This window comes from Ruegeria sp. AD2(2025) (assembly GCF_056542385.1).
Window position 1 is genome coordinate 387,912 of record NZ_JBQFZS010000004.1, and the last position, 19,666, is coordinate 407,577.

A 19,666-nucleotide genomic window follows, 5' to 3' on the forward strand; every position below is an offset into this window, starting at 1 on the left:
CATGTCTGACCTCCGCAAGGTAAATATCGACGGGCAGGAAATCGAAGTCGATGGTGCGATGACCCTGATCCAGGCGTGTGAGCAGGCCGGGGTCGAGGTGCCACGTTTCTGCTATCACGAGCGTCTGTCGATTGCCGGGAACTGCCGGATGTGTCTGGTCGAGGTTGTGGGCGGCCCGCCCAAGCCCGCCGCGTCCTGCGCCATGCAGGTGCGTGATCTGCGCCCGGGCCCCGAGGGGCAGGCGCCGCAGGTCAAGACGAACTCGCCCATGGTCAAGAAGGCCCGCGAAGGGGTGATGGAGTTCCTGCTGATCAACCACCCGCTCGATTGCCCGATCTGCGATCAGGGCGGCGAATGTGACCTGCAGGATCAGGCGATGGCCTATGGTCTGTCGGGCACGCGGTTCAAGGAAGCCAAGCGGGCGGTCGATGATCTGGATCTGGGACCGCTGGTTGGCACGGCAATGACCCGTTGCATCAGTTGCACCCGTTGTGTCCGCTTCACCACCGAGGTCGCCGGGATCACTCAGATGGGCCAGACCGGGCGTGGCGAGGATGCCGAAATCACCTCGTACCTGAACCAGACGCTGGATTCGAACCTTCAGGGCAACATCATCGATCTGTGCCCGGTTGGGGCGCTGACCTCTAAGCCTTATGCGTTTACCGCGCGGCCTTGGGAACTGACCAAGACCGAGAGCATCGATGTGATGGATGCCTTGGGCTCGAACATCCGCGTGGATACCAAGGGCCGTGAAGTGATGCGTTTTCTGCCGCGCAACCATGATGGCGTGAACGAGGAATGGATCAGCGACAAGACGCGCTTTGTCTGGGACGGGTTGCGTCGTCAGCGCCTGGACAAGCCTTATGTGCGCGAAAACGGCAAACTGCGCCCGGCCTCGTGGCCGGAGGCGCTGACGAAAGCCGCCGAGGCGCTGAAGGGCGCTGAAAAGCCCGCCGGAATCGTGGGCGATCTGGCCCCGGTCGAGGCAATCTTTGCCTTGAAACAGATGATCGAAGGGCAGGGTGGGGTCGTCGAGTGCCGCACCGACGGTGCGAAACTGCCTGCGGGTAACCGAGCAGCCTATGCCGGGACCGCAGCGATCGAAGACATTGATGCGGCTGAACGTATCCTGTTGATCGGGACCAACCCGCGTGACGAGGCCCCCGTGCTGAACGCGCGGATCCGCAAGGCCTGGGCGCATGGGGCCGAGGTGGCTCTGGTCGGGCCTGCGGTCGATCTGACCTATGACTACCATCATGTCGGGGACGACCGTGCGGCCTTGCAACAGGTCGTCGAGATGGGCGGGGATGATGAGATCAAGGGCAAACGCTCGCTGGTCATCGTCGGGCAGGGCGCGCTGCAAGAGGCGGACGGTGCCGCCGTTCTGGCCGCCGCGCAAGCCGTTGCCGCGAATACCGAGAGCGGTCTGATCGTCCTGCACACCGCTGCGTCGCGCGTGGGGGCTATGGATGTGGGTGCCACCAACGAAGGCGGCATGGATGTGGTCTCGGCGGCGGATGTGATCTATAACCTTGGCGCGGATGAGGTCGAAATCGGCGAGGGCGCGTTTGTGATCTATCAGGGCAGCCATGGCGACCGGGGCGCGCACCGCGCCGACGTGATCCTGCCGGGCGCGGCCTACACGGAAGAAAACGGCCTGTTCGTGAACACCGAAGGCCGCCCGCAACTGGCCATGCGCGCCGGGTTTGCTCCGGGCGAAGCCAAGGAAAACTGGGCCATCCTGCGGGCGCTGTCCGCCGAACTGGGTGCGACGCTGCCCTTCGACTCGCTGGCGCAACTGCGCAGCGCGCTGGTCGAGGCGGTTCCGCATCTGGCCCGCATCGACGAAGTGATCGAGAACGAGGTTCAGGCGCTGGACGCTGGCCCTCTGGGCAAGGCCGCCTTCCGCAATACGGTCAAGGATTTCTATCTGACCAACCCGATTGCCCGCGCCTCGCAACTGATGGCCGAGCTGTCGGCGCAGGCTCAGGCACGCAAATCCGAAAAGATCGCGGCGGAATGAACGGGCGCAGGGTCATAACGCGCGAGGATGGGCGGCAGATGGCCGCGCCTGTTTTGCGTGCGAAACTGAAGAATAAGGGTGGCGCATGGACGGCGGATGCTGTTTACACCAACGCGCCGGCCCGTGCCGCCCAAAGCGGCCAACGGAATACCCAAGGTGTGAGGACAAATGGCTGATTTCTTTAACACCCCAGGCGGAATAGCCATCATCATCCTGGCGCAGGTGCTGGCTGTTGTGGCTTTCGTGATGATCTCGCTGCTGTTCCTCGTCTATGGCGACCGCAAGATCTGGGCCGCTGTCCAGATGCGCCGCGGCCCCAACGTGGTGGGCGTATACGGTATCCTGCAATCGGTGGCGGACGCGCTGAAATATGTCGTCAAAGAGGTGGTCATCCCCGCAGGCGCCGACCGCGCAGTATTTGTCCTGGCACCGCTGACCTCATTCGTGCTGTCGCTGATCGCCTGGGCCGTGATCCCGTTCAACGACGGCTGGGTTCTGTCCGACCTCAACGTGGCGGTTCTGTATATTTTCGCCGTGTCCTCGCTTGAGGTTTATGGCGTCATCATGGGGGGCTGGGCCTCGAACTCGAAATACCCGTTCCTGGGGTCCCTGCGGTCAGCCGCGCAGATGATCTCGTACGAGGTGTCGATCGGCCTGATCATCATCGGCGTTATCATCTCGACCGGGTCAATGAATTTCGGAGCCATCGTGGGTGCGCAGGACACCGGGTACGGCTTCTTCGGCTGGTACTGGCTGCCGCACTTCCCGATGGTCTTCCTGTTCTTCATCTCGGCGCTGGCCGAGACCAACCGCCCGCCCTTTGACCTGCCCGAAGCGGAATCGGAGCTGGTGGCGGGCTATCAGGTGGAATACTCGGCCACCATGTTCCTGCTGTTCATGGCCGGTGAATACATCGCCATCTTCCTGATGTGTGCGCTGACCACGCTGCTGTTCTTTGGCGGCTGGCTGTCCCCGATCCCCGGCCTGCCGGACGGAGTGCTGTGGATGGTCGGTAAGATGACGTTCTTCTTCTTCATCTTCGCCATGGTCAAGGCAATCACGCCCCGCTACCGCTATGACCAGCTGATGCGGCTGGGTTGGAAAGTGTTCCTGCCCTTCTCGCTGGCCTGGGTGGTGTTCGTGTCCTTTGCAGCGAAATTCGACTGGTTCTGGGGCATCTTCGCCCGCTGGAGCGTAGGAGGCTGACCCATGACCCAAATCGACTATACCCGCGCTGCCAAGTATTTTCTGCTTCAGGACTTCTGGGTCGGCTTCAAACTGGGGATGAAGTATTTCTTCGCCCCTAAGGCGACCGTGAACTATCCGCACGAAAAGGGCCCTCTGTCGCCGCGTTTTCGGGGCGAACACGCTCTGCGCCGTTATCCGAATGGCGAGGAACGCTGCATCGCCTGCAAGCTCTGCGAGGCGATCTGCCCGGCACAGGCCATCACCATCGACGCCGAACCGCGCGAAGACGGCAGCCGCCGCACCACGCGTTATGACATCGACATGACCAAGTGCATCTATTGTGGCTTCTGCCAAGAGGCCTGCCCGGTCGATGCCATCGTCGAAGGCCCGAACTTCGAATTCGCCACGGAAACCCGCGAAGAGCTGTTCTACGATAAGGAAAAGCTGCTGGATAACGGTGAGCGCTGGGAAGCCGAGATCGCCCGCAATCTGGAAATGGACGCGCCGTACAGATGACTGACACGCCGACAAATCCGTTTGAACTGATGATGAAGCAGGCGCAGGACATGGCCAAGGCGATGAACCCGGCGATGGAGAATTTCTCGCCCAAGGGGTTCGAGGCGCTTTGGCCGACCATGCCCAAAGAGGTCATGGAGATGATGTTCGGCAACACCGTCAACAAAGACGGTCTGGATGCCAAGACCCGTCTGCTGCTGACGCTGGCTGGGCTGACCTGTCAGGGCGCACAGGCCGATACCGCTGTGCGCCAGACCGTACGCCATGCGTTGGAGGCCGGGGCGAGTAAACAAGAGATCGTGGAAACGATCGGTCAGATGTCGGTCTTTGCCGGCATCCCGGCCATGACCCGCGCGCTGGATTTGGCGCAAGAGGTTCTGGGCGATAACGAGGATGAGGATCAATGACCGTCTTTGCCTTCTACCTGTTTGCCATCAGCGCCATCACCGGCGGGCTGTTCACCGTGATCAGCCGCCAGCCGGTGCACTCGGTGCTGTGGCTGATCCTGTCCTTCCTGTCCTCGGCAGGGTTGTTCGTGCTGCTGGGGGCCGAGTTCGTGGCGATGCTGCTGATCATCGTCTATGTCGGCGCGGTCGCGGTGCTGTTCCTGTTCGTGGTGATGATGCTGGACGTGGACTTTGCCGAGCTGAAGGCCGAGATGGCGCGCTATATGCCGCTGGCCCTGCTGATCGGTCTGGTCATCCTGATGCAGTTCGTCATGGCCTTTGGCGCATGGGACAGCGCGCAGGGTGCGGCGGCCAATCTGGCCCAGCCGGTTCCGGCGGGCCGCCACAATACCGAGGCGCTGGGTGTCATCCTTTACGATCAATACTTCCTTCTGTTCCAACTGGCGGGCCTGATCCTGCTGGTGGCGATGATCGGTGCCATCGTTCTGACGCTGCGCCATCGCAAGGACATCAAGCGTCAGGACATCATCGGCCAGATGATGCGCGACCCGGCCAAGGCGATGGAGTTGAAGGACGTGAAGCCGGGGCAGGGGTTGTGAGACACGAACTTTCAAAAGTAGTGGCCGTAACAAGCTGCCTTGTCTCGCTTTCGACGGGTGCCATTGCCTGCCAAAGTGCCGCGCAAAACGAAGGCTTCAAGATGAAGAAGGTTATGCCTGATTGCAGCTTTCGAAATGGCGGCAGAGGTCAATTTGCGATCTTCGGCGGCAAACCGGTTGTCGATATTGGAAATGGACGTATCGGCCAACGCATCCATAGTGGTGAAGGTTGCAGCCCGGATGAAAGCCTTTTCTTCATGAATTGCACTGACGGAACGGGCATCGTCGTGGATGGGTTGCACTACACTTCGGAAATCGCCGGCTACACGCCGAGTTCCATTGACCTAATCCAAAAACCGCTTGGAGAAATTGGGCTGACTCCGGAAACAACGGTTTCCGATGTTCAAGAGGTTGCGACCGATAACCGTTACTCATTCACGAAAGAACTCAGAAATTTCTTTGCTCGAACCAAAGACCACAAGCGCATCGACTACACCTGCGGCTGCAAACTCTACTACCCCGACTCGCCAGGAGCGAAGCTATGATCGGACTTGAACACTATCTTACGGTCGCGGCGACGCTGTTCGTCATCGGCATTTTCGGTCTCTTTCTGAACCGCAAGAACGTCATCATCCTGCTGATGAGCATCGAACTGATGCTGTTGGCGGTGAATATCAACCTTGTGGCGTTTTCCAGTTTCCTCGGCGATCTGGTCGGGCAGGTGTTTACGCTGTTCGTGCTGACCGTTGCGGCGGCCGAGGCGGCGATCGGGCTGGCCATTCTGGTCTGCTTCTTCCGCAACCGCGGCACCATCGCGGTTGAAGACGTCAATATGATGAAGGGCTAAGAGAACTATGGAAACCACCATCCTCTTTGCCCCGCTGGTGGGCGCGCTGCTCTGCGGATTTGGCTGGCGCTTTATCGGCGAGAAGGCGGCCATGTGGACCGCGACGGGCCTGCTGTTTCTGGCCTGTTTGCTGTCGTGGATCGTGTTCTTCACATTCGATGGCGTCACCCAGCAGATCGAGATCATGCGCTGGATCGAGAGCGGCTCACTGTCGACAAGCTGGGCCATTCGTCTGGACCGGCTGACGGCGATCATGCTGATCGTGGTGACGACCGTTTCGGCGCTGGTTCACCTCTATTCCTTTGGCTACATGGATCACGACCCGCAATGGCGCGAGGGCGAAAGCTATAAGCCGCGTTTCTTTGCCTATCTGTCGTTCTTCACCTTCGCAATGCTGATGCTGGTGACGGCGGATAATCTGGTGCAGATGTTCTTTGGCTGGGAAGGTGTGGGCGTCGCCTCATATCTGTTGATCGGGTTCTACTATCGCAAGCCCTCGGCCAATGCGGCGGCGATGAAGGCGTTCATCGTCAATCGGGTCGGCGACTTTGGCTTTGCGCTGGGTATCTTTGCGCTGTTCTTGCTGACCGACAGCATCAACTTTTCAGACATCTTTGCCTCGGCTGCGACCCTGTCGGAAACGAAACTGCATTTCCTGTGGGGTGAGTGGACTGCGGTTGAGGTGATCTGTGTCCTGTTGTTCATCGGCGCGATGGGTAAATCGGCGCAGTTGATCCTGCACACCTGGTTGCCGGACGCGATGGAGGGCCCGACGCCAGTGTCGGCCCTGATCCACGCCGCGACCATGGTGACGGCGGGTGTGTTCCTTGTCTGCCGCATGTCGCCGCTGATGGAGTTCGCTCCGGGCGCGACCGGGTTCATCACCTTTCTTGGCGCGTCGACCGCGTTCTTCGCGGCGACCGTGGGGCTGGTGCAGACCGACATCAAGCGCGTCATCGCATATTCGACCTGTTCTCAGCTTGGGTACATGTTCGTTGCTGCTGGCGTCGGCATGTATTCGGCGGCGATGTTCCACCTGCTGACGCACGCGTTCTTCAAGGCGCTGTTGTTCCTTGGGGCTGGCTCGGTGATCCACGCGATGCATCACGAGCAAGAGATGACCGAATATGGCGGGCTGCGGAAGAAGATCCCCTACACGTTCTGGGCCATGATGATCGGCACGCTGGCCATCACCGGCGTCGGCATTCCGCTGACCCATATCGGGTTCGCCGGGTTCCTGTCGAAAGACGCCATCATCGAGAGCGCTTTTGCGGGTGGCACCGGCTATGCCTTCTGGATGTTGGTGATCGCTGCGATGTTCACCTCGTTCTATAGCTGGCGGCTGATCTTCCTGACCTTCTATGGCGAGCCTCGCGGCGACAAACATACGCATGAGCACGCGCATGAAAGCCCCATGACCATGCTGGTCCCGCTGGGTGTTCTGTCGCTGGGTGCGGTTTTTGCCGGGATGATCTGGTACGGCAACTTCTTTGGTCATGCGGACAAGGTCGGCAAGTTCTACGGCATTCCGGTCGCCGAGGCCTCGGAACACGCCGAGGGCGGAGACCATGCGGCGGATACGGCGCATGGTGATGACGCCCATGCCGACGATGACCACGGTGACGCTCATGCGGATGACGGTCATGGTGAGAAAGACGCCCATGGCGATCATCACTATGTCTTTGCTGGTGAGCCGGGCGAGGGCGCGATTTACATGGGCCCCGAAAACCATGTTCTGGACGATGCCCATGCGGCTCCGGTCTGGGTCAAGGTCTCGCCCTTTGTCGCCATGCTGCTGGGCTTTGTGGTGGCTTATTGGTTCTACATCGTGAACACGTCGCTTCCGGCGCGCCTGGCCGAGAACCAGCGTCCGCTGTACCTGTTCCTCAAGAACAAATGGTATTTTGACGAGATCTACGATGCGATCTTCGTCAAACCCACTCTGGCTTTGGGGCGGTTCCTGTGGAAACGCGGTGATGGCAACACAATCGACGGCTTCCTGAACGGGGTTGCGATGGGCGTGGTGCCCTTCTTCACCCGCCTCGCAGGGAAGGCGCAGACGGGTTATATCTTTACTTACGCCTTCTGGATGGTCTTGGGCATTGCCGCCCTTGTCACCTGGATGTCTATCGGCGGAGGCGCACACTAATGGACAATATCCTATCTATTGTCACCTTCATCCCCGCCATTGCCGCGACCATTCTGGCGCTATTCCTGCACGGGGATGATGCCGCGGCGCAGCGCAATGCCAAATGGGTTGCGCTGGTTGCGACGACCGTGACCTTCCTGGTCTCGATTGGCATCTATACCGGCTTTGACCCCTCGAACACCGGCTTCCAGATGGTGGAGGAGGGCGAATGGCTGATGGGCCTGAAATACAAGATGGGTGTGGACGGGATCAGCGTTCTGTTCGTTCTGCTGACCACCTTCATCATGCCTCTGACCATTCTGGCCAGCTGGAACGTGACCGACCGGGTCAAGGAATACATGATCGCCTTCCTGCTGCTGGAAACGCTGATGCTGGGCGTGTTCATGGCGCTGGATCTGGTGCTGTTCTACCTGTTCTTCGAGGCAGGGCTGATCCCGATGTTCCTGATCATCGGCATCTGGGGCGGCAAGGACCGCATCTACGCCAGCTTCAAGTTCTTCCTGTATACCTTCCTCGGCTCGGTGCTGATGCTGGTGGCGATGGTGGCGATGTATGCCGATGCGGGCACCACGGATATCGAGGCGCTGATGAGCCATCAGTTCTCGTCGGAAAGCTTTAGCGTTCTGGGCATTTATGTCGTCGGCGGGATGCAGACGCTGATGTTCCTTGCCTTCTTTGCGTCCTTCGCGGTGAAGATGCCGATGTGGCCGGTCCATACATGGCTGCCGGATGCGCACGTTCAGGCCCCAACGGCAGGCTCGGTCGTGCTGGCGGCGATCCTGTTGAAGATGGGCGGCTATGGCTTCCTGCGGTTCAGCCTGCCTATGTTCCCTGTTGGCTCGGCGGTGATGACCGATCTGGTGCTGTGGATGTCGGCGATAGCGGTTGTCTATACCTCGCTGGTGGCGCTGGTGCAGGAAGATATGAAAAAGCTGATCGCCTATTCCTCGGTGGCGCATATGGGCTTTGTGACCATGGGCATCTTTGCGGCGAACCAGCAGGGCATTGATGGCGCGATCTTCCAGATGCTCAGCCACGGGTTCATCTCAGCCGCGCTGTTCCTGTGTGTCGGGGTGATTTATGACCGGATGCACACCCGCGATATCGAGGCCTATGGTGGCTTGGTCATTCGGATGCCTGCATACGCGCTGGTCTTCATGATGTTCACCATGGCCAATGTCGGCCTGCCGGGGACATCCGGGTTTATCGGAGAATTCCTGACCCTCATGGGCGCGTTCCAGGTCAACACCTGGGTGACGGCGGTGGCCGCGACCGGCGTGATCTTCTCGGCTGGTTATGCGCTGTGGCTGTACCGCCGCGTGGTCTTTGGCGATCTGATCAAGGAAAGCCTCAAATCCATCACGGACATGAGCTCGCGCGAGCGGCTGATCTTTACGCCTCTGATCGTGATGACCATCCTGCTGGGCGTCTATCCGTCGCTGGTGACCGATGTGATCGGGCAGTCCACGGCCGCGCTAATCTCGAACTATGACACGGCTCTGGCCGCGGCCGAGGCCGCGACCCAGGTCGCATCGCACTAAGGAGGCTTTGGAGACATGATCCAGGCTGATCTGACAATCATCCTGCCGGAAATCATTCTGGCGATCTATGCGATGGCGGCGCTGATTGGGGCTGTCTATACCACCAAGGACGGGCTGGCACCGGTGCTGGTCTGGGCGACGTCTGGCCTGATGGCGGTGCTGGCAATCTGGATTGCGATGAATGGCGACGGTGTGAACGTGGCCTTCAACGGCATGTTCGTCGATGACGGTTTCGCGCGCTTTGCCAAGGTAGCGATCCTGCTATCCGCCGCCGCCGTCCTGCTGATGAGCCAGGACTACATGGCCCGCCGCAACCTGCTGCGGTTCGAATACCCGCTGCTGGTGGCCTTGGCCGCCGTGGGCATGATGATGATGGTCAGCGCGGGCGATCTGATGTCGCTTTATATGGGGTTGGAGCTGCAATCGCTGTCGCTGTACGTCGTGGCCGCCCTGCGGCGCGACAGCGCGAAATCGACTGAGGCCGGTCTGAAATATTTCGTACTCGGCGCGCTCAGCTCGGGCCTGCTGCTTTATGGCGCGTCGCTGGTTTATGGCTTCACCGGCACCACGCTGTTCTCGGGCATCATCCAGACGGTGCATCACGGCGATGTCTCGATTGGCCTGCTGTTCGGTCTGGTCTTCATGGTCTCGGGGCTGGCCTTCAAGGTCTCGGCGGTGCCGTTCCATATGTGGACGCCGGATGTTTACGAAGGCTCGCCCACGCCGATCACCGCCTTCTTTGCCACCGCGCCCAAAGTGGCGGCGATGGCGCTGTTTGCGCGCCTGATGCATGATGCGTTCGGCGGTGTTGTGAAGGACTGGCAGCAGGTGATCGTGCTGCTTTCGGTTCTGTCGATGCTGCTGGGGGCCGTGGCCGCGATTGGCCAGCGTGATATCAAACGGCTGATGGCTTTTTCGTCGATTGCTCATATGGGCTATGCGCTGATCGGTCTGGCCGCTGGCACCGAACTGGGCGTTAAGGCGATGCTGATGTATCTGGCGATCTACGTCACCATGAATATCGGCACCTTCGCCTTCATCCTGATGATGGAGCGTGACGGCAAGCCCATCACTGACATCGACGCGTTGCGGCAATTCTCGAAACGGGACCCGGGCAAGGCTCTGGCCGTGCTGATCCTGATGTTCAGCCTTGCGGGCGTGCCGCCCATGCTGGGCTTTTTCGCCAAGCTGGGCGTGTGGCAGGCGGGTGTGCAGGCGGGGTTGACCGGGCTGGTGATCGTCTCGGCCATCGCTTCGGTCATCGGTGCGTTCTATTACCTGCGGATCGTGTTCTACATGTATTTCGGCGACGAGAACGAAGAGCCGCTGGAAACCCGCTCGTCCCCCGTTCTGTGGGGTGCACTGATGGGGTCGGCGGCGCTGATGCTGATCGGCGTGTTCTATCAGTTCGGCGTCGAAGGCGCAGCGGCTGCGGCGGCGGCAACGCTTGTCAACTAACCCCGCACAGCCGGCATGAGCGACTGGCCCCAAGGGTATGGCCTGCATGTGCTGCAGCAGGTCGACAGCACGCTGAACGAGGCGGCGCGGATTGCGCCGTCGGCCCAAGGCCCTGTCTGGATCATGGCGCATCACCAAACGGCGGCGCGCGGGCGGCGTGGCCGGGCTTGGGCAAACCCCAAGGGCAATCTGGCCGCAACGCTGCTGATGCGCCCCGATGGCCGCCCCGAGGATGCGGCTTTGCGCAGCTTTGTGGCAGCGCTGGCGCTGTTTGATGCCTGCGTGGCGGTGACAGGCCGGGCGGCGGGGTTGTCTCTGAAATGGCCCAACGATGTTTTGCTGAATGGCGGTAAGCTGGCCGGTATACTGCTGGAAAGCACCGGGAGCGGGCAGGGCGTTGCGCATCTGGCCATCGGCATCGGGGTCAACCTGTCCGAAGCGCCCACACCGGACAAGGTCGAACCCGGCGCGGTCCGCCCCGTTTCCCTGCTGTCCGAGACCGGCGCGCAGGTCACGCCCGAGGATTTTCTGACCGAACTGGCCGCCGCCTATGCGCAATACGAGGCTCAGTTCACCACCTACGGGTTCGAACCGATCCGCACCGCTTGGCTGGCGCGCGCCGCTCGTCTGGGCGAGGTCATCACCGCCCGCGCCGGAACGTCCCAGACCACCGGCACCTTTGAAACGGTGGACGCGGGGGGCAACCTTGTCCTAAACACCGCCAAAGGCCGGGTCAGCATTCCGGCGGCGGATGTCTATTTCTGAAGGGGACGCATATGCTTCTGGCCATTGATTGCGGCAACACAAACACCGTTTTCTCGATCTGGGATGGCGAGAAATTCCTGTGCACCCTGCGCACCTCGACCCACCATGCGCGCACGGCGGATGCCTATTTCACATGGTATTCGACGCTGGTGAAACATTACGGGATCGAGGCCGAGATCACCGATGTCGTCATCGCCTCGACCGTGCCGCGCGTTGTGTTCAATCTTCGGGTCTTTGCCGACCGCTTCTTTGGATGCCGTCCGCTTGTTGTGGGCAAGCCCGATTGTCTGTTGCCGGTCAATCCCCGCGTGGATGAAGGGACGGTGCCCGGTCCCGACCGTCTGGCCAATGCGGCCGCCGCCTTTGATCGCCATGGCGGCAACGTGGTGGTGGTCGATTTCGGTACGGCGACGAATTTCGATGTTGTCGCCGCCGACGGGGCCTATGTCGGCGGGATCATCGCGCCCGGCGTGAACCTGAGCCTCGAGGCGCTGCATCAGGGCGCGGCGGCCCTGCCGCATATCGACATCACCCGACCGGAAAAGGTGATCGGTACAAATACGGTTGGCTGCATCCAATCCGGTGTGTATTGGGGGTATTCCGGCCTGATCGAAGGGTTGATCTCACGCGTGAAGGCCGAGTTTGGAATGGCGATGAAAGTCGTCGGCACCGGGGGGCTTGCCCCTTTGTTCGATCAGGCGGATGTGGGCTTTGATGTCATTGAGGATGATCTGACGATGCACGGGCTGACCGTGATCCATCGCTATAACAAGGAAAATGGCTCAGCATGAGCAACGAGAGACTGATCTATCTGCCGCTGGGCGGTGCAGGCGAAATCGGCATGAATGCCTATGTCTATGGGTACGGCAAACCGGGACAGGAGCGCCTGATCCTTGTCGATCTGGGCGTTGCGTTCCCGGACATGGACACCTCGCCCGGCGTTGACCTGATCTTTGCCGACATAAGCTGGCTGAAAGAACGCGCCGACCAGCTTGAGGCGGTTTTTATCACCCACGCGCACGAAGACCATGTCGGCGCGGTTGCCCACAGCTATGAGGCGTTGGGCGCGCCGGTTTATGCCCGCGCCTTCACCGCCAACATCGCGCGGCGCAAGATGGAAGAACACGGCCACCCGACCGAGGCGGTGCAAACCGCGTCTGCGTGGCCCGAGCAGATCAAGGCGGGGCCATTTACGGTTGGCTTCCTGCCCGTATCGCACTCGATCCCCGAAAGCGCGGGGCTGGTGATCGACACGCCTGCGGGCCGCGTCGTGCATTCGGGGGATTTCAAATTGGATGCTGACCCGGTGGTGGGTGAGGCGTTTAACCCCGACCTGTGGGCCGAGGTCGCAAAGTCGGGTGTCAAGGCGCTGGTCTGCGATAGCACCAATGTGTTCTCAGCCCATCCCGGACGCTCGGAATCCGAGGTCGGCCCCGAGATCACCCGTCTGGTGCAAGAGGCCAGCGGAATGGTGATCGCCACGACCTTCGCGTCTAATGTGGCGCGGGTGAAGACGCTGGCCGAGGCCGGGCAGCGGGCCGGGCGGTCGGTCGTGTTGCTGGGCCGCGCGATGCGGCGGATGATCGAGGCGGCGACCGAGACCGGTATCCTGACCGATTTCCCCAAGGTGATCAGCGCGGAAGAGGCCGCAGACGTGCCCCGCCAGAACCTGATGCTGATCGTCACTGGCAGTCAGGGCGAGCGTCGCGCTGCCAGCGCCCAACTGGCGCGGGGCAAGTATCGTGGGCTTGAGGCGAAAGAGGGCGATCTGTTCCTGTTCTCGTCCAAAACCATCCCCGGCAATGAGCGGGGCGTGATCCGCATCATCAACCAGCTCAGTGAAAAGGGGGTTGATGTGGTCGACGACAGCTCGGGTCTCTATCACGTTTCGGGACACGCCAACCGGCCCGATCTGGAGAAGGTCCATGCGTTGGTTGACCCTCAGATGGTGATCCCGATGCATGGCGAACACCGCCACCTGCGCGAACATGCCAAGCTGGCTGAGGTGGGCGGACGTACCGGGATACTGGCCGTGAACGGCACCATGCTGGACCTGACCGGTAACGCGCCTAAGGTGACGGACTATGTTGAAACCGGTCGAACCTATCTGGATGGCTCGGTGAAGATTGGTGCGCTGGACGGGGTTGTGCGCGACCGCATCCGCATGGCGCTGAACGGCCACATCACCATCACGGTCATTCTGGATGAAGAGGATGAGCCGCTGGGAGAGCCCTGGTGTGACACCATGGGTCTGCCCGAGATGGGATCGTCCCGCGCCGGGCTGGTCGAGGTGCTGGAAGAAGACCTCAATCAGTTTCTGATGCGGGCCGGGGCCAAGACCCTGCGCGACGATGACAAGCTGGAAGAAGGCTTGCGCCGGATTGCACGTCAGACCGCACAGGCCGAGATTGGTAAGAAGCCCGAGGTTACCGTGGTCGTCAGCCGGATGCGTTAATCCGCATAAGGCATGGGATAGCCCCGAAGCTGCAGGAACAGGCTGGCCTCTTCGTTGTTCAGAAAGAAGGGTACGGTGTCCGGCGGGTTCGGGTCTGCCGCGCGGGCTGCGATTTCGGCCAGAACAACCTCGGTTATGAAGGGCAGATCGTATTCGCGGGCCTGCCGGATTTTCACCCATTGCAGATGAGACAGCTCATCCGAGGCATGGGTGAAATCATCCAGATCGCCCTGAATGGCGTCGGCATCGACCAGAAAGAACCGCGCATCGAACCGACGGGGCCGCCCGGGCGGGGTGACGGCGCGGAACACGAATTGCAGCGCCGAGGCCGAAGGGACAAAACCCATCTCAGCAAAGCTCTGCCAATCCGTTGGCACGTCGCCCTGCCACGCGCCCGGCTGTCCGAGGATCAGCCCGGTTTCCTCCCACAACTCGCGGATTGCGGCGGCGGCCAGCGCGTTTTGCAGCCCAGCCTGAGACTGCTGCGACAGGCGGTCGGTGCACAGATCGGGCAGTTGAGACGCCAGGGGCACATCTGCGTCCGCCGGATCGACCGCGCCGCCGGGAAACACAAACTTGTTCGGCATGAAGGCCGCATTGGCCCCCCGTTGCCCCATCAGGATCGACGGATCACCCAGTCTGTCCCGCAGGACAATCACCGTGGCGGCATTGCGAATGGCGGTTTTGTCCGCACTCATGCGGTTTTGCCGAACCCGTGCATCCGTCGCGCCCATTGATAGGCCACAACGGCCCCTTTCAGACGTGGCAGCAGATATAGCGACAGCGCCACGCAGCCAATCGAAAACGCGATCGCCATGGTCCACGGATCAGGCCGCCAATGCACGTAAGAGACATGCAGCGCAGGCGCCAGCAGGTGCCCGACGATCAGGATCGTCAGATAGGCGGGCCCGTCATCGGCGCGATGATGAAACAGCTCTTGCCCGCAATGCGAACAGGCGTCGTTTACCTTGAGATAGCTGTGCAGCAGCTTGCCCTCGCCACAGTTCGGGCATTTGCACCGAAACCCCCGGATCAGGGCGGGCTTGGTCGGGCGGTCTTCCTCGATAGTAGAATCGATGGTCTGATCAGTCATTTGAATCTCGCGCGTTTGTCCTGAGGCGATATAGGCCAGGCCGGGCCCTTCGGGAAAGGGGGTGCGTCGCTTTGCGGCGGCATCCCGCAACCTAGCAGGAAACGGGGCTGTTTCAAACAGGGCACGAAAAAGTTGAGCCACGGGCGACGGAAACCTGCCGGCCCCGCGTTTGAACAGTATCAGCGGCGGCACAGGGCCGCGCGTATCAGGGAAATATGTTATGAAAAACGCAAACCTCATCTCAGTCCTCGTTGGAACCGCTGTTGCGGTTACCGCAACCTCGGCCTTTGCCAAAGGACAGCGCGTGACGTTCGAGGAACTCGATATCGACGGCGACGGTCAGGTGACGCTGACCGAGATCACCGAGCAGCGTATGCAGAAGTTCACCTCGGCCGATGCGGACGGAGACGGGCAACTGAGCGTCGAGGAAATGCAGGCGGCGGCTCAGGTCAAGGCCAACGAGCGTGTGACGAAGATGTTCGAGAAGCACGATGCCAATGCGGATGGGTTCCTCAGCGAAGATGAATTGCCCAAACCGCGCCGTGCCTCCAAGATGTTCGAACGCATCGACGCCGATGGAAATGGGTCGATCTCGGAACAGGAATATGCGGATGCAAAGGACCGGATGGGCCGCAAGCACAAGCGGCACCAGAAGTCGGATACCGACAACAACTGATGCGGGATGGAGGATCTGACCTCTTACCGGGACAGGGCGCATGGCGGGTCACCCGCCATGCCCGAGCCCAGCAACGAGGCGTTGCTGGGTCTGTTTGCTGATGGCGATGGCGCGGCGGCCCGCCTGCTGACGGATCGGCTGGGGCCGCGCTGTTATTCGGTTGCCTTGCGGATGCTGGGCAACCGGGCCGAGGCCGAGGATGTGACGCAAGAGGCGATGATGCGCCTGTGGAAGATCGCCCCGGACTGGGTGGCAGGGCAGGCGCAGATTTCGACCTGGCTCTATCGCGTGACGCTGAACCTGTGCGTAGACCTGCGGCGCAGGAAGCGGCCCGATCCGTTGGAGAACGCGCCCGAGCCCGAGGACGGTGCCGCCAGCGTGGTCGAGCAGATACAGGAGGTCGCGCGCCGTGATGCTTTGCAAGAGGCGCTGGATCAATTGCCGGACCGGCAGCGGCAGGCGGTGGTTCTGCGGCATATCGAAGAATTGTCCAATCCCGAGATTGCCGGGATCATGGATATCTCGGTCGAGGCGGTGGAAAGTCTGACCGCGCGGGGAAAACGGTCTTTGACGGCGATACTGGCCGGGCGCAAAGATGAACTGGGGTATGAACATGGCTGATCACGACACGGAACTCGAGGATCTGTTTGCGCAGGCGCGTGCCACGCGTGATGTGTTTCCTGACGCGCTGGCGGTCCGCATAGAAACCGATGCCGAGGCGGTGCGTCTGGCGCGTCGCTCCAAGGCCGCGCCATCGTGGCGGCAGCGGCTGCGGGGGATCGGCGGCTGGCAGGGCCTGGGGGGCCTTGTTGCGGCCAGCGCGGCGGGGGTCTGGATCGGGTTTTCGGCTCCCTCCTTTCTGCCGGACCCGGCCGAGTATCTTGTGTCCTCGGAAACCACCTATCTGATGGCTGACCTGAATTTGGACGATGATTATCTGGAGGATGCAGAATGACCGACACACCTGCACCCAAACGTCGATGGATGCCGATTTTGCTGGTTGTCTCGCTGGCTCTGAACCTGCTGGTGGTCGGGCTCGTCGTTGGCACCGCGCTGCGGTTCAAAGGCGGCGACCGCGTCAGCGTGCCCCCCGGTTTCGGGCCTGCGCTGTACTACGCCCTGCCCAAATCCGAGCGCAAAGCCCTGCGCGGAGAATTGTCGGGGCTGCGCGGCAAAGGCTCGCACCGGCGCAAAGAGGACTTCGGGGCGCTAAGCCAGGCGCTGCGCGCAATGCCGTTTGATCCGGTCGCGGTCGAGGCGCTGTTGACGCAGCAGGCCCAGGCCACCGCCGATCTGCAGCAGGCGCTGCATCAGCAATGGCTGGCGCAGGTCTCGGCGATGAACGATCAAGAGCGCGCGGTCTATGCCGACCGCTTGGAAGAGGTGGTCAAACGCGGCCCGCGCAAGCCGAAAAAACGCGACTGAGCCCTCAGGCCGCGTTTTGCCCGACATGCACCTGATTGCGGCCGGCTTTCTTGGCTGCATAAAGCGCCTTGTCGGCCGAGCGGATCAGGGTGTTGACCGGATCGGCCCCCTCGTGCCTCAAAACGGTGGGCGGTTTGCACAGGTTCAAGCCGACGCTGATCGTAACCGGGACAGATCGCGGATGGTCGGGCAGGTGGAACGGTTTGCTGCAGATGCTGGCGCAGATTGCATCAGCATATCGAAGCGCCTGTTTGGCCGAGCTGTCGGGAAGACCAATCATGAACTCTTCCCCCCCGATCCGCGCCACGAACCCGGATGGCCCGGTTGCGTCTTGCAGGCGCCGGGCGGCTTCGGTCAGCACCAGATCTCCGGCGGCGTGACCGAACCGGTCGTTGATGGCCTTGAAGTGATCCAGATCGGCCAGCATCACGGCAAAGCTGCGCCCTGATTGCATCGACTGCAGCGCGATCTGATCCAGCGCGCGCATGGCATAGCGGCGATTGTGCAAACCGGTCAGCGGGTCAATCAGCGATTCGGCCAGCCCCTTGCGCAGCGTCGCCCGCAGGCGGTCATCGCGGGTCTTGCGAGCGATCTGCGTCTCGAGCCTCAGCGAGATTTCATCGCTGCTGAACCCGCCCAGGCAGACGGCATCGGCACCGCTGTCCAATGCCTCGGCGGCCAGATTGGCGTTGTTGTCGGGCAAGACCGCGATCAGGACCGTGTGTCGCGTCGCGGCGCGGGCGCGAAGGTCGGCCAGAACGTGGCGGCCTGACCCGTCTGGGCCAAGCTCGATCACGATGGCATCCGGGGCGGCCCCGGACAGCACGCCCTGCAGGTTGGGCAGGGTGTGGCACGTCAGTTGGTGATGGGTCTGACCGATCAGCGCCTTATTCCACAAGGCCCCCGTGCGCGGCGTCTGTGTCAGGATCGCGATGCGCGCCGTCGGGGGCGGGGCGATCAGCGCGGCGGTGGGCTCGGCAAAGCCGATGGATTGAGGATCATCCCGGACATTCAGGTCCTGCCGGTCAGCGCGGCTGCGCAGCAGGCTTCGGACCCGGGCCAGCAGAAACGCATCCTTGAACGGATAGCCCAGCACATCGTCCAGCCCATCCGACAGCGCCCGCAGCCGGGCCGCCTTGTCGCTCTGCGGGGCAAGGGCGACGATGGGCACATCCGCCAGTGACGGGTCCGCCGCCATCAGGCGTTTGACATCCGCCGCGGTGCCGTCGGGCAAGGTCTGCGCCGTCAGCACCAAATCGGGCCGCGTGCGCCGCAGCAGCGCGGCCAGACCAGCCACCTTTTCCCCCTGCACAACATGATACCAGGCAGCCGTCAGCTGCACCTTGAGCATGATGCGATTGGTCGAAACACCGTCGAGGACCAATATGGTGCCCTGCACAGACATAGCCGTTTACCCGTCAGATTGCATGTGTTGCCAAAGTGTTTATGACTCTGGTTAATAAACCCTTTCCAACTCACAATCTGAGGCCAGTTTATGCCGATCTCTGCCGATTCCGCCGAAACTCTGGCCCTGAAAGTGCTGGAATGGCTGGTCGCGAATGACGAGCTTTTGCCTGTTTTTCTGGGGGCAAGCGGGGCCTCGACCGAGGATTTGCGCGTGCGGGCGGGCGAGGCTGAGTTTCTGACCTCGGTTCTCGATTTCCTGATGCTTGACGATTCGTGGGTGATCGCATTTTGTGACGCCAATTCCGTTCCCTACGAACTGCCGGGTCAGGCCCATGCGGTGTTGTCGGGAGCTTCGGAAATGCACTGGACCTAACCTGCAGGAGCCCCGTTCATGGCCATTGATGCGATTCTGTTCGACAAGGACGGCACCCTTTTCGATTTTGCTGCCACCTGGGGGGCATTCGGTCGTATCGCGCTTGAGCGCCTGTCGGATGGTGATCCGCAGAAGGCCGCTGAAATGGGGCGCTCGATCGGCTTCGACTACGCGACCGAGGCCTATGACCCCGACAGTGTGGTTATTGCTGGCACAGTCGATGAGGTGGCGGATGCGCTGCACCCCCATCTGCCCGACCGCCCCCGGTCCGGGCTTGTGGACATTCTGAACCGGGCGTCCGCCGAGGCGCGGCAAATCCCCGCCGTTCCCCTGCTGCCGTTTCTCGACGGGCTGCGGCAATCCGGGCTGAAACTGGGTGTTGCCACCAATGATGGCGAGATGCCCGCGCTCGAACATCTGGAGTCGGTCGGTGTGCGGAATCACTTCGATTTTGTCGCGGGATACGACAGCGGACATGGGTTTAAGCCCGGCCCCGGGCAGTTGCTGGCTTTCGCAACCCACGTGGACGTGGATCCGGCGCGGATTGCAATGGTCGGAGACAGCCTTCACGACCTGCAGGCCGGGCGCGCTGCGGGGATGGTCACGATTGGCGTTCTGACGGGCATGGCCCCGGCCGAGACACTGGAACCTCTGGCCGATGTTGTGTTGCCGGATATCGGCCATATCCCCGGCTGGCTGTCCGGAAACTGATCGGCCCGCGCCGAAATTCGCCGCTTCGCGGGG

At 61.5% G+C, this 19,666-nt stretch carries 22 protein-coding genes; 19 read left to right on the top strand and 3 right to left on the bottom strand.

What is annotated here, in order from left to right; all coding sequences use genetic code 11:
* The first annotated feature begins 1 nt into the window (after nucleotide 1).
* The 13 genes from nuoG (at nucleotide 2) to ACR1XV_RS11600 (ending at nucleotide 13,948) form a co-directional block, all read left to right on the top strand.
* On the top strand, nucleotides 2-2,023 hold the full coding sequence (nuoG, locus tag ACR1XV_RS11540) for an NADH-quinone oxidoreductase subunit NuoG (protein WP_480531392.1): 2,022 nt from the start codon (nucleotides 2-4) through the stop codon (nucleotides 2,021-2,023).
* Nucleotides 2,024-2,191: 168 nt separating this feature from the next.
* Complete coding sequence (nuoH, locus tag ACR1XV_RS11545; protein WP_480531394.1) at nucleotides 2,192-3,229, top strand: NADH-quinone oxidoreductase subunit NuoH; 1,038 nt, start codon at nucleotides 2,192-2,194, stop codon at nucleotides 3,227-3,229.
* Between the two features lie 3 nt (nucleotides 3,230-3,232).
* Nucleotides 3,233-3,727 carry an NADH-quinone oxidoreductase subunit NuoI gene (nuoI, locus tag ACR1XV_RS11550; RefSeq protein WP_353008116.1) on the top strand — a complete coding sequence of 165 codons (495 nt, stop codon included), beginning with the start codon at nucleotides 3,233-3,235 and terminating at the stop codon, nucleotides 3,725-3,727.
* Nucleotides 3,724-4,134, top strand: a complete 411-nt coding sequence (locus ACR1XV_RS11555) for a carboxymuconolactone decarboxylase family protein (protein ID WP_480531396.1) — start codon at nucleotides 3,724-3,726, stop codon at nucleotides 4,132-4,134. The genes nuoI and ACR1XV_RS11555 overlap by 4 nt, the downstream gene beginning before the upstream one ends.
* Nucleotides 4,131-4,733, top strand: a complete 603-nt coding sequence (locus ACR1XV_RS11560) for an NADH-quinone oxidoreductase subunit J (RefSeq protein WP_480531398.1) — start codon at nucleotides 4,131-4,133, stop codon at nucleotides 4,731-4,733. Before ACR1XV_RS11555 ends, ACR1XV_RS11560 begins: the two co-directional genes overlap by 4 nt.
* Nucleotides 4,730-5,278, top strand: a complete 549-nt coding sequence (locus ACR1XV_RS11565) for a hypothetical protein (RefSeq protein WP_480516904.1) — start codon at nucleotides 4,730-4,732, stop codon at nucleotides 5,276-5,278. The genes ACR1XV_RS11560 and ACR1XV_RS11565 overlap by 4 nt, the downstream gene beginning before the upstream one ends.
* Nucleotides 5,275-5,580 carry an NADH-quinone oxidoreductase subunit NuoK gene (nuoK, locus tag ACR1XV_RS11570; RefSeq protein ID WP_005984024.1) on the top strand — a complete coding sequence of 102 codons (306 nt, stop codon included), beginning with the start codon at nucleotides 5,275-5,277 and terminating at the stop codon, nucleotides 5,578-5,580. Before ACR1XV_RS11565 ends, nuoK begins: the two co-directional genes overlap by 4 nt.
* A 7-nt stretch (nucleotides 5,581-5,587) precedes the next feature.
* Nucleotides 5,588-7,729, top strand: coding sequence for an NADH-quinone oxidoreductase subunit L (nuoL, locus tag ACR1XV_RS11575; RefSeq protein WP_480531400.1), 2,142 nt, complete (start codon nucleotides 5,588-5,590; stop codon nucleotides 7,727-7,729).
* A complete protein-coding gene (locus ACR1XV_RS11580; protein ID WP_480531402.1) occupies nucleotides 7,729-9,270 on the top strand; it encodes an NADH-quinone oxidoreductase subunit M in 1,542 nt (513 codons plus the stop codon). The genes nuoL and ACR1XV_RS11580 overlap by 1 nt, the downstream gene beginning before the upstream one ends.
* A gap of 15 nt (nucleotides 9,271-9,285) precedes the next feature.
* Entirely contained in the window at nucleotides 9,286-10,728 is a 1,443-nt protein-coding gene (gene nuoN / locus ACR1XV_RS11585) for an NADH-quinone oxidoreductase subunit NuoN (protein WP_480531404.1), read from the top strand.
* Nucleotides 10,729-10,743: 15 nt separating this feature from the next.
* Nucleotides 10,744-11,493: a biotin--[acetyl-CoA-carboxylase] ligase gene (locus ACR1XV_RS11590; protein WP_480531406.1), complete on the top strand. Its 750-nt coding sequence runs from the start codon at nucleotides 10,744-10,746 to the stop codon at nucleotides 11,491-11,493.
* An 11-nt stretch (nucleotides 11,494-11,504) separates the two neighbouring features.
* Nucleotides 11,505-12,284 carry a type III pantothenate kinase gene (locus ACR1XV_RS11595; protein WP_480531408.1) on the top strand — a complete coding sequence of 260 codons (780 nt, stop codon included), beginning with the start codon at nucleotides 11,505-11,507 and terminating at the stop codon, nucleotides 12,282-12,284.
* Entirely contained in the window at nucleotides 12,281-13,948 is a 1,668-nt protein-coding gene (locus tag ACR1XV_RS11600) for a ribonuclease J (RefSeq protein WP_480531410.1), read from the top strand. The genes ACR1XV_RS11595 and ACR1XV_RS11600 overlap by 4 nt, the downstream gene beginning before the upstream one ends.
* Here ACR1XV_RS11600 and ACR1XV_RS11605 read toward each other — a convergent pair.
* Entirely contained in the window at nucleotides 13,945-14,646 is a 702-nt protein-coding gene (locus ACR1XV_RS11605; protein WP_480531412.1) for an NUDIX hydrolase, read from the bottom strand. The two genes, ACR1XV_RS11600 and ACR1XV_RS11605, sit on opposite strands and share 4 nt — an antisense overlap.
* The gene (locus ACR1XV_RS11610) at nucleotides 14,643-15,041 is read right to left on the bottom strand and encodes a DUF983 domain-containing protein (protein ID WP_480531414.1); all 399 of its coding nucleotides are present in this window, start codon (nucleotides 15,039-15,041) and stop codon (nucleotides 14,643-14,645) included. Before ACR1XV_RS11610 ends, ACR1XV_RS11605 begins: the two co-directional genes overlap by 4 nt.
* Before the next feature lie 220 nt (nucleotides 15,042-15,261).
* Here ACR1XV_RS11610 and ACR1XV_RS11615 point away from each other — a divergent pair, with 220 nt between their 5' ends.
* The 4 genes from ACR1XV_RS11615 to ACR1XV_RS11630 are packed head-to-tail and all read left to right on the top strand — an operon-like array spanning nucleotide 15,262 to nucleotide 17,142.
* A complete protein-coding gene (locus ACR1XV_RS11615) occupies nucleotides 15,262-15,717 on the top strand; it encodes an EF-hand domain-containing protein (protein WP_480531416.1) in 456 nt (151 codons plus the stop codon).
* A gap of 6 nt (nucleotides 15,718-15,723) precedes the next feature.
* Complete coding sequence (locus ACR1XV_RS11620; protein WP_480531418.1) at nucleotides 15,724-16,338, top strand: RNA polymerase sigma factor; 615 nt, start codon at nucleotides 15,724-15,726, stop codon at nucleotides 16,336-16,338.
* Nucleotides 16,331-16,672, top strand: coding sequence for a hypothetical protein (locus ACR1XV_RS11625; protein ID WP_480531420.1), 342 nt, complete (start codon nucleotides 16,331-16,333; stop codon nucleotides 16,670-16,672). Before ACR1XV_RS11620 ends, ACR1XV_RS11625 begins: the two co-directional genes overlap by 8 nt.
* Nucleotides 16,669-17,142 carry a periplasmic heavy metal sensor gene (locus ACR1XV_RS11630; RefSeq protein ID WP_480531422.1) on the top strand — a complete coding sequence of 158 codons (474 nt, stop codon included), beginning with the start codon at nucleotides 16,669-16,671 and terminating at the stop codon, nucleotides 17,140-17,142. The genes ACR1XV_RS11625 and ACR1XV_RS11630 overlap by 4 nt, the downstream gene beginning before the upstream one ends.
* A 4-nt stretch (nucleotides 17,143-17,146) precedes the next feature.
* Here ACR1XV_RS11630 and ACR1XV_RS11635 read toward each other — a convergent pair whose 3' ends face one another.
* Nucleotides 17,147-18,547 carry a diguanylate cyclase gene (locus tag ACR1XV_RS11635; RefSeq protein WP_480531423.1) on the bottom strand — a complete coding sequence of 467 codons (1,401 nt, stop codon included), beginning with the start codon at nucleotides 18,545-18,547 and terminating at the stop codon, nucleotides 17,147-17,149.
* A 90-nt stretch (nucleotides 18,548-18,637) separates the two neighbouring features.
* On the opposite strand from ACR1XV_RS11635, the gene ACR1XV_RS11640 reads away from it, so the two are divergent.
* Together ACR1XV_RS11640 and ACR1XV_RS11645 are read left to right on the top strand one after the other, a co-directional pair.
* A complete protein-coding gene (locus ACR1XV_RS11640; RefSeq protein WP_480531424.1) occupies nucleotides 18,638-18,922 on the top strand; it encodes a DUF3572 domain-containing protein in 285 nt (94 codons plus the stop codon).
* 18 nt (nucleotides 18,923-18,940) lie between these two features.
* Nucleotides 18,941-19,633, top strand: a complete 693-nt coding sequence (locus tag ACR1XV_RS11645) for an HAD family hydrolase (RefSeq protein WP_480531425.1) — start codon at nucleotides 18,941-18,943, stop codon at nucleotides 19,631-19,633.
* The last annotated feature ends 33 nt before the right edge of the window (nucleotides 19,634-19,666 follow it).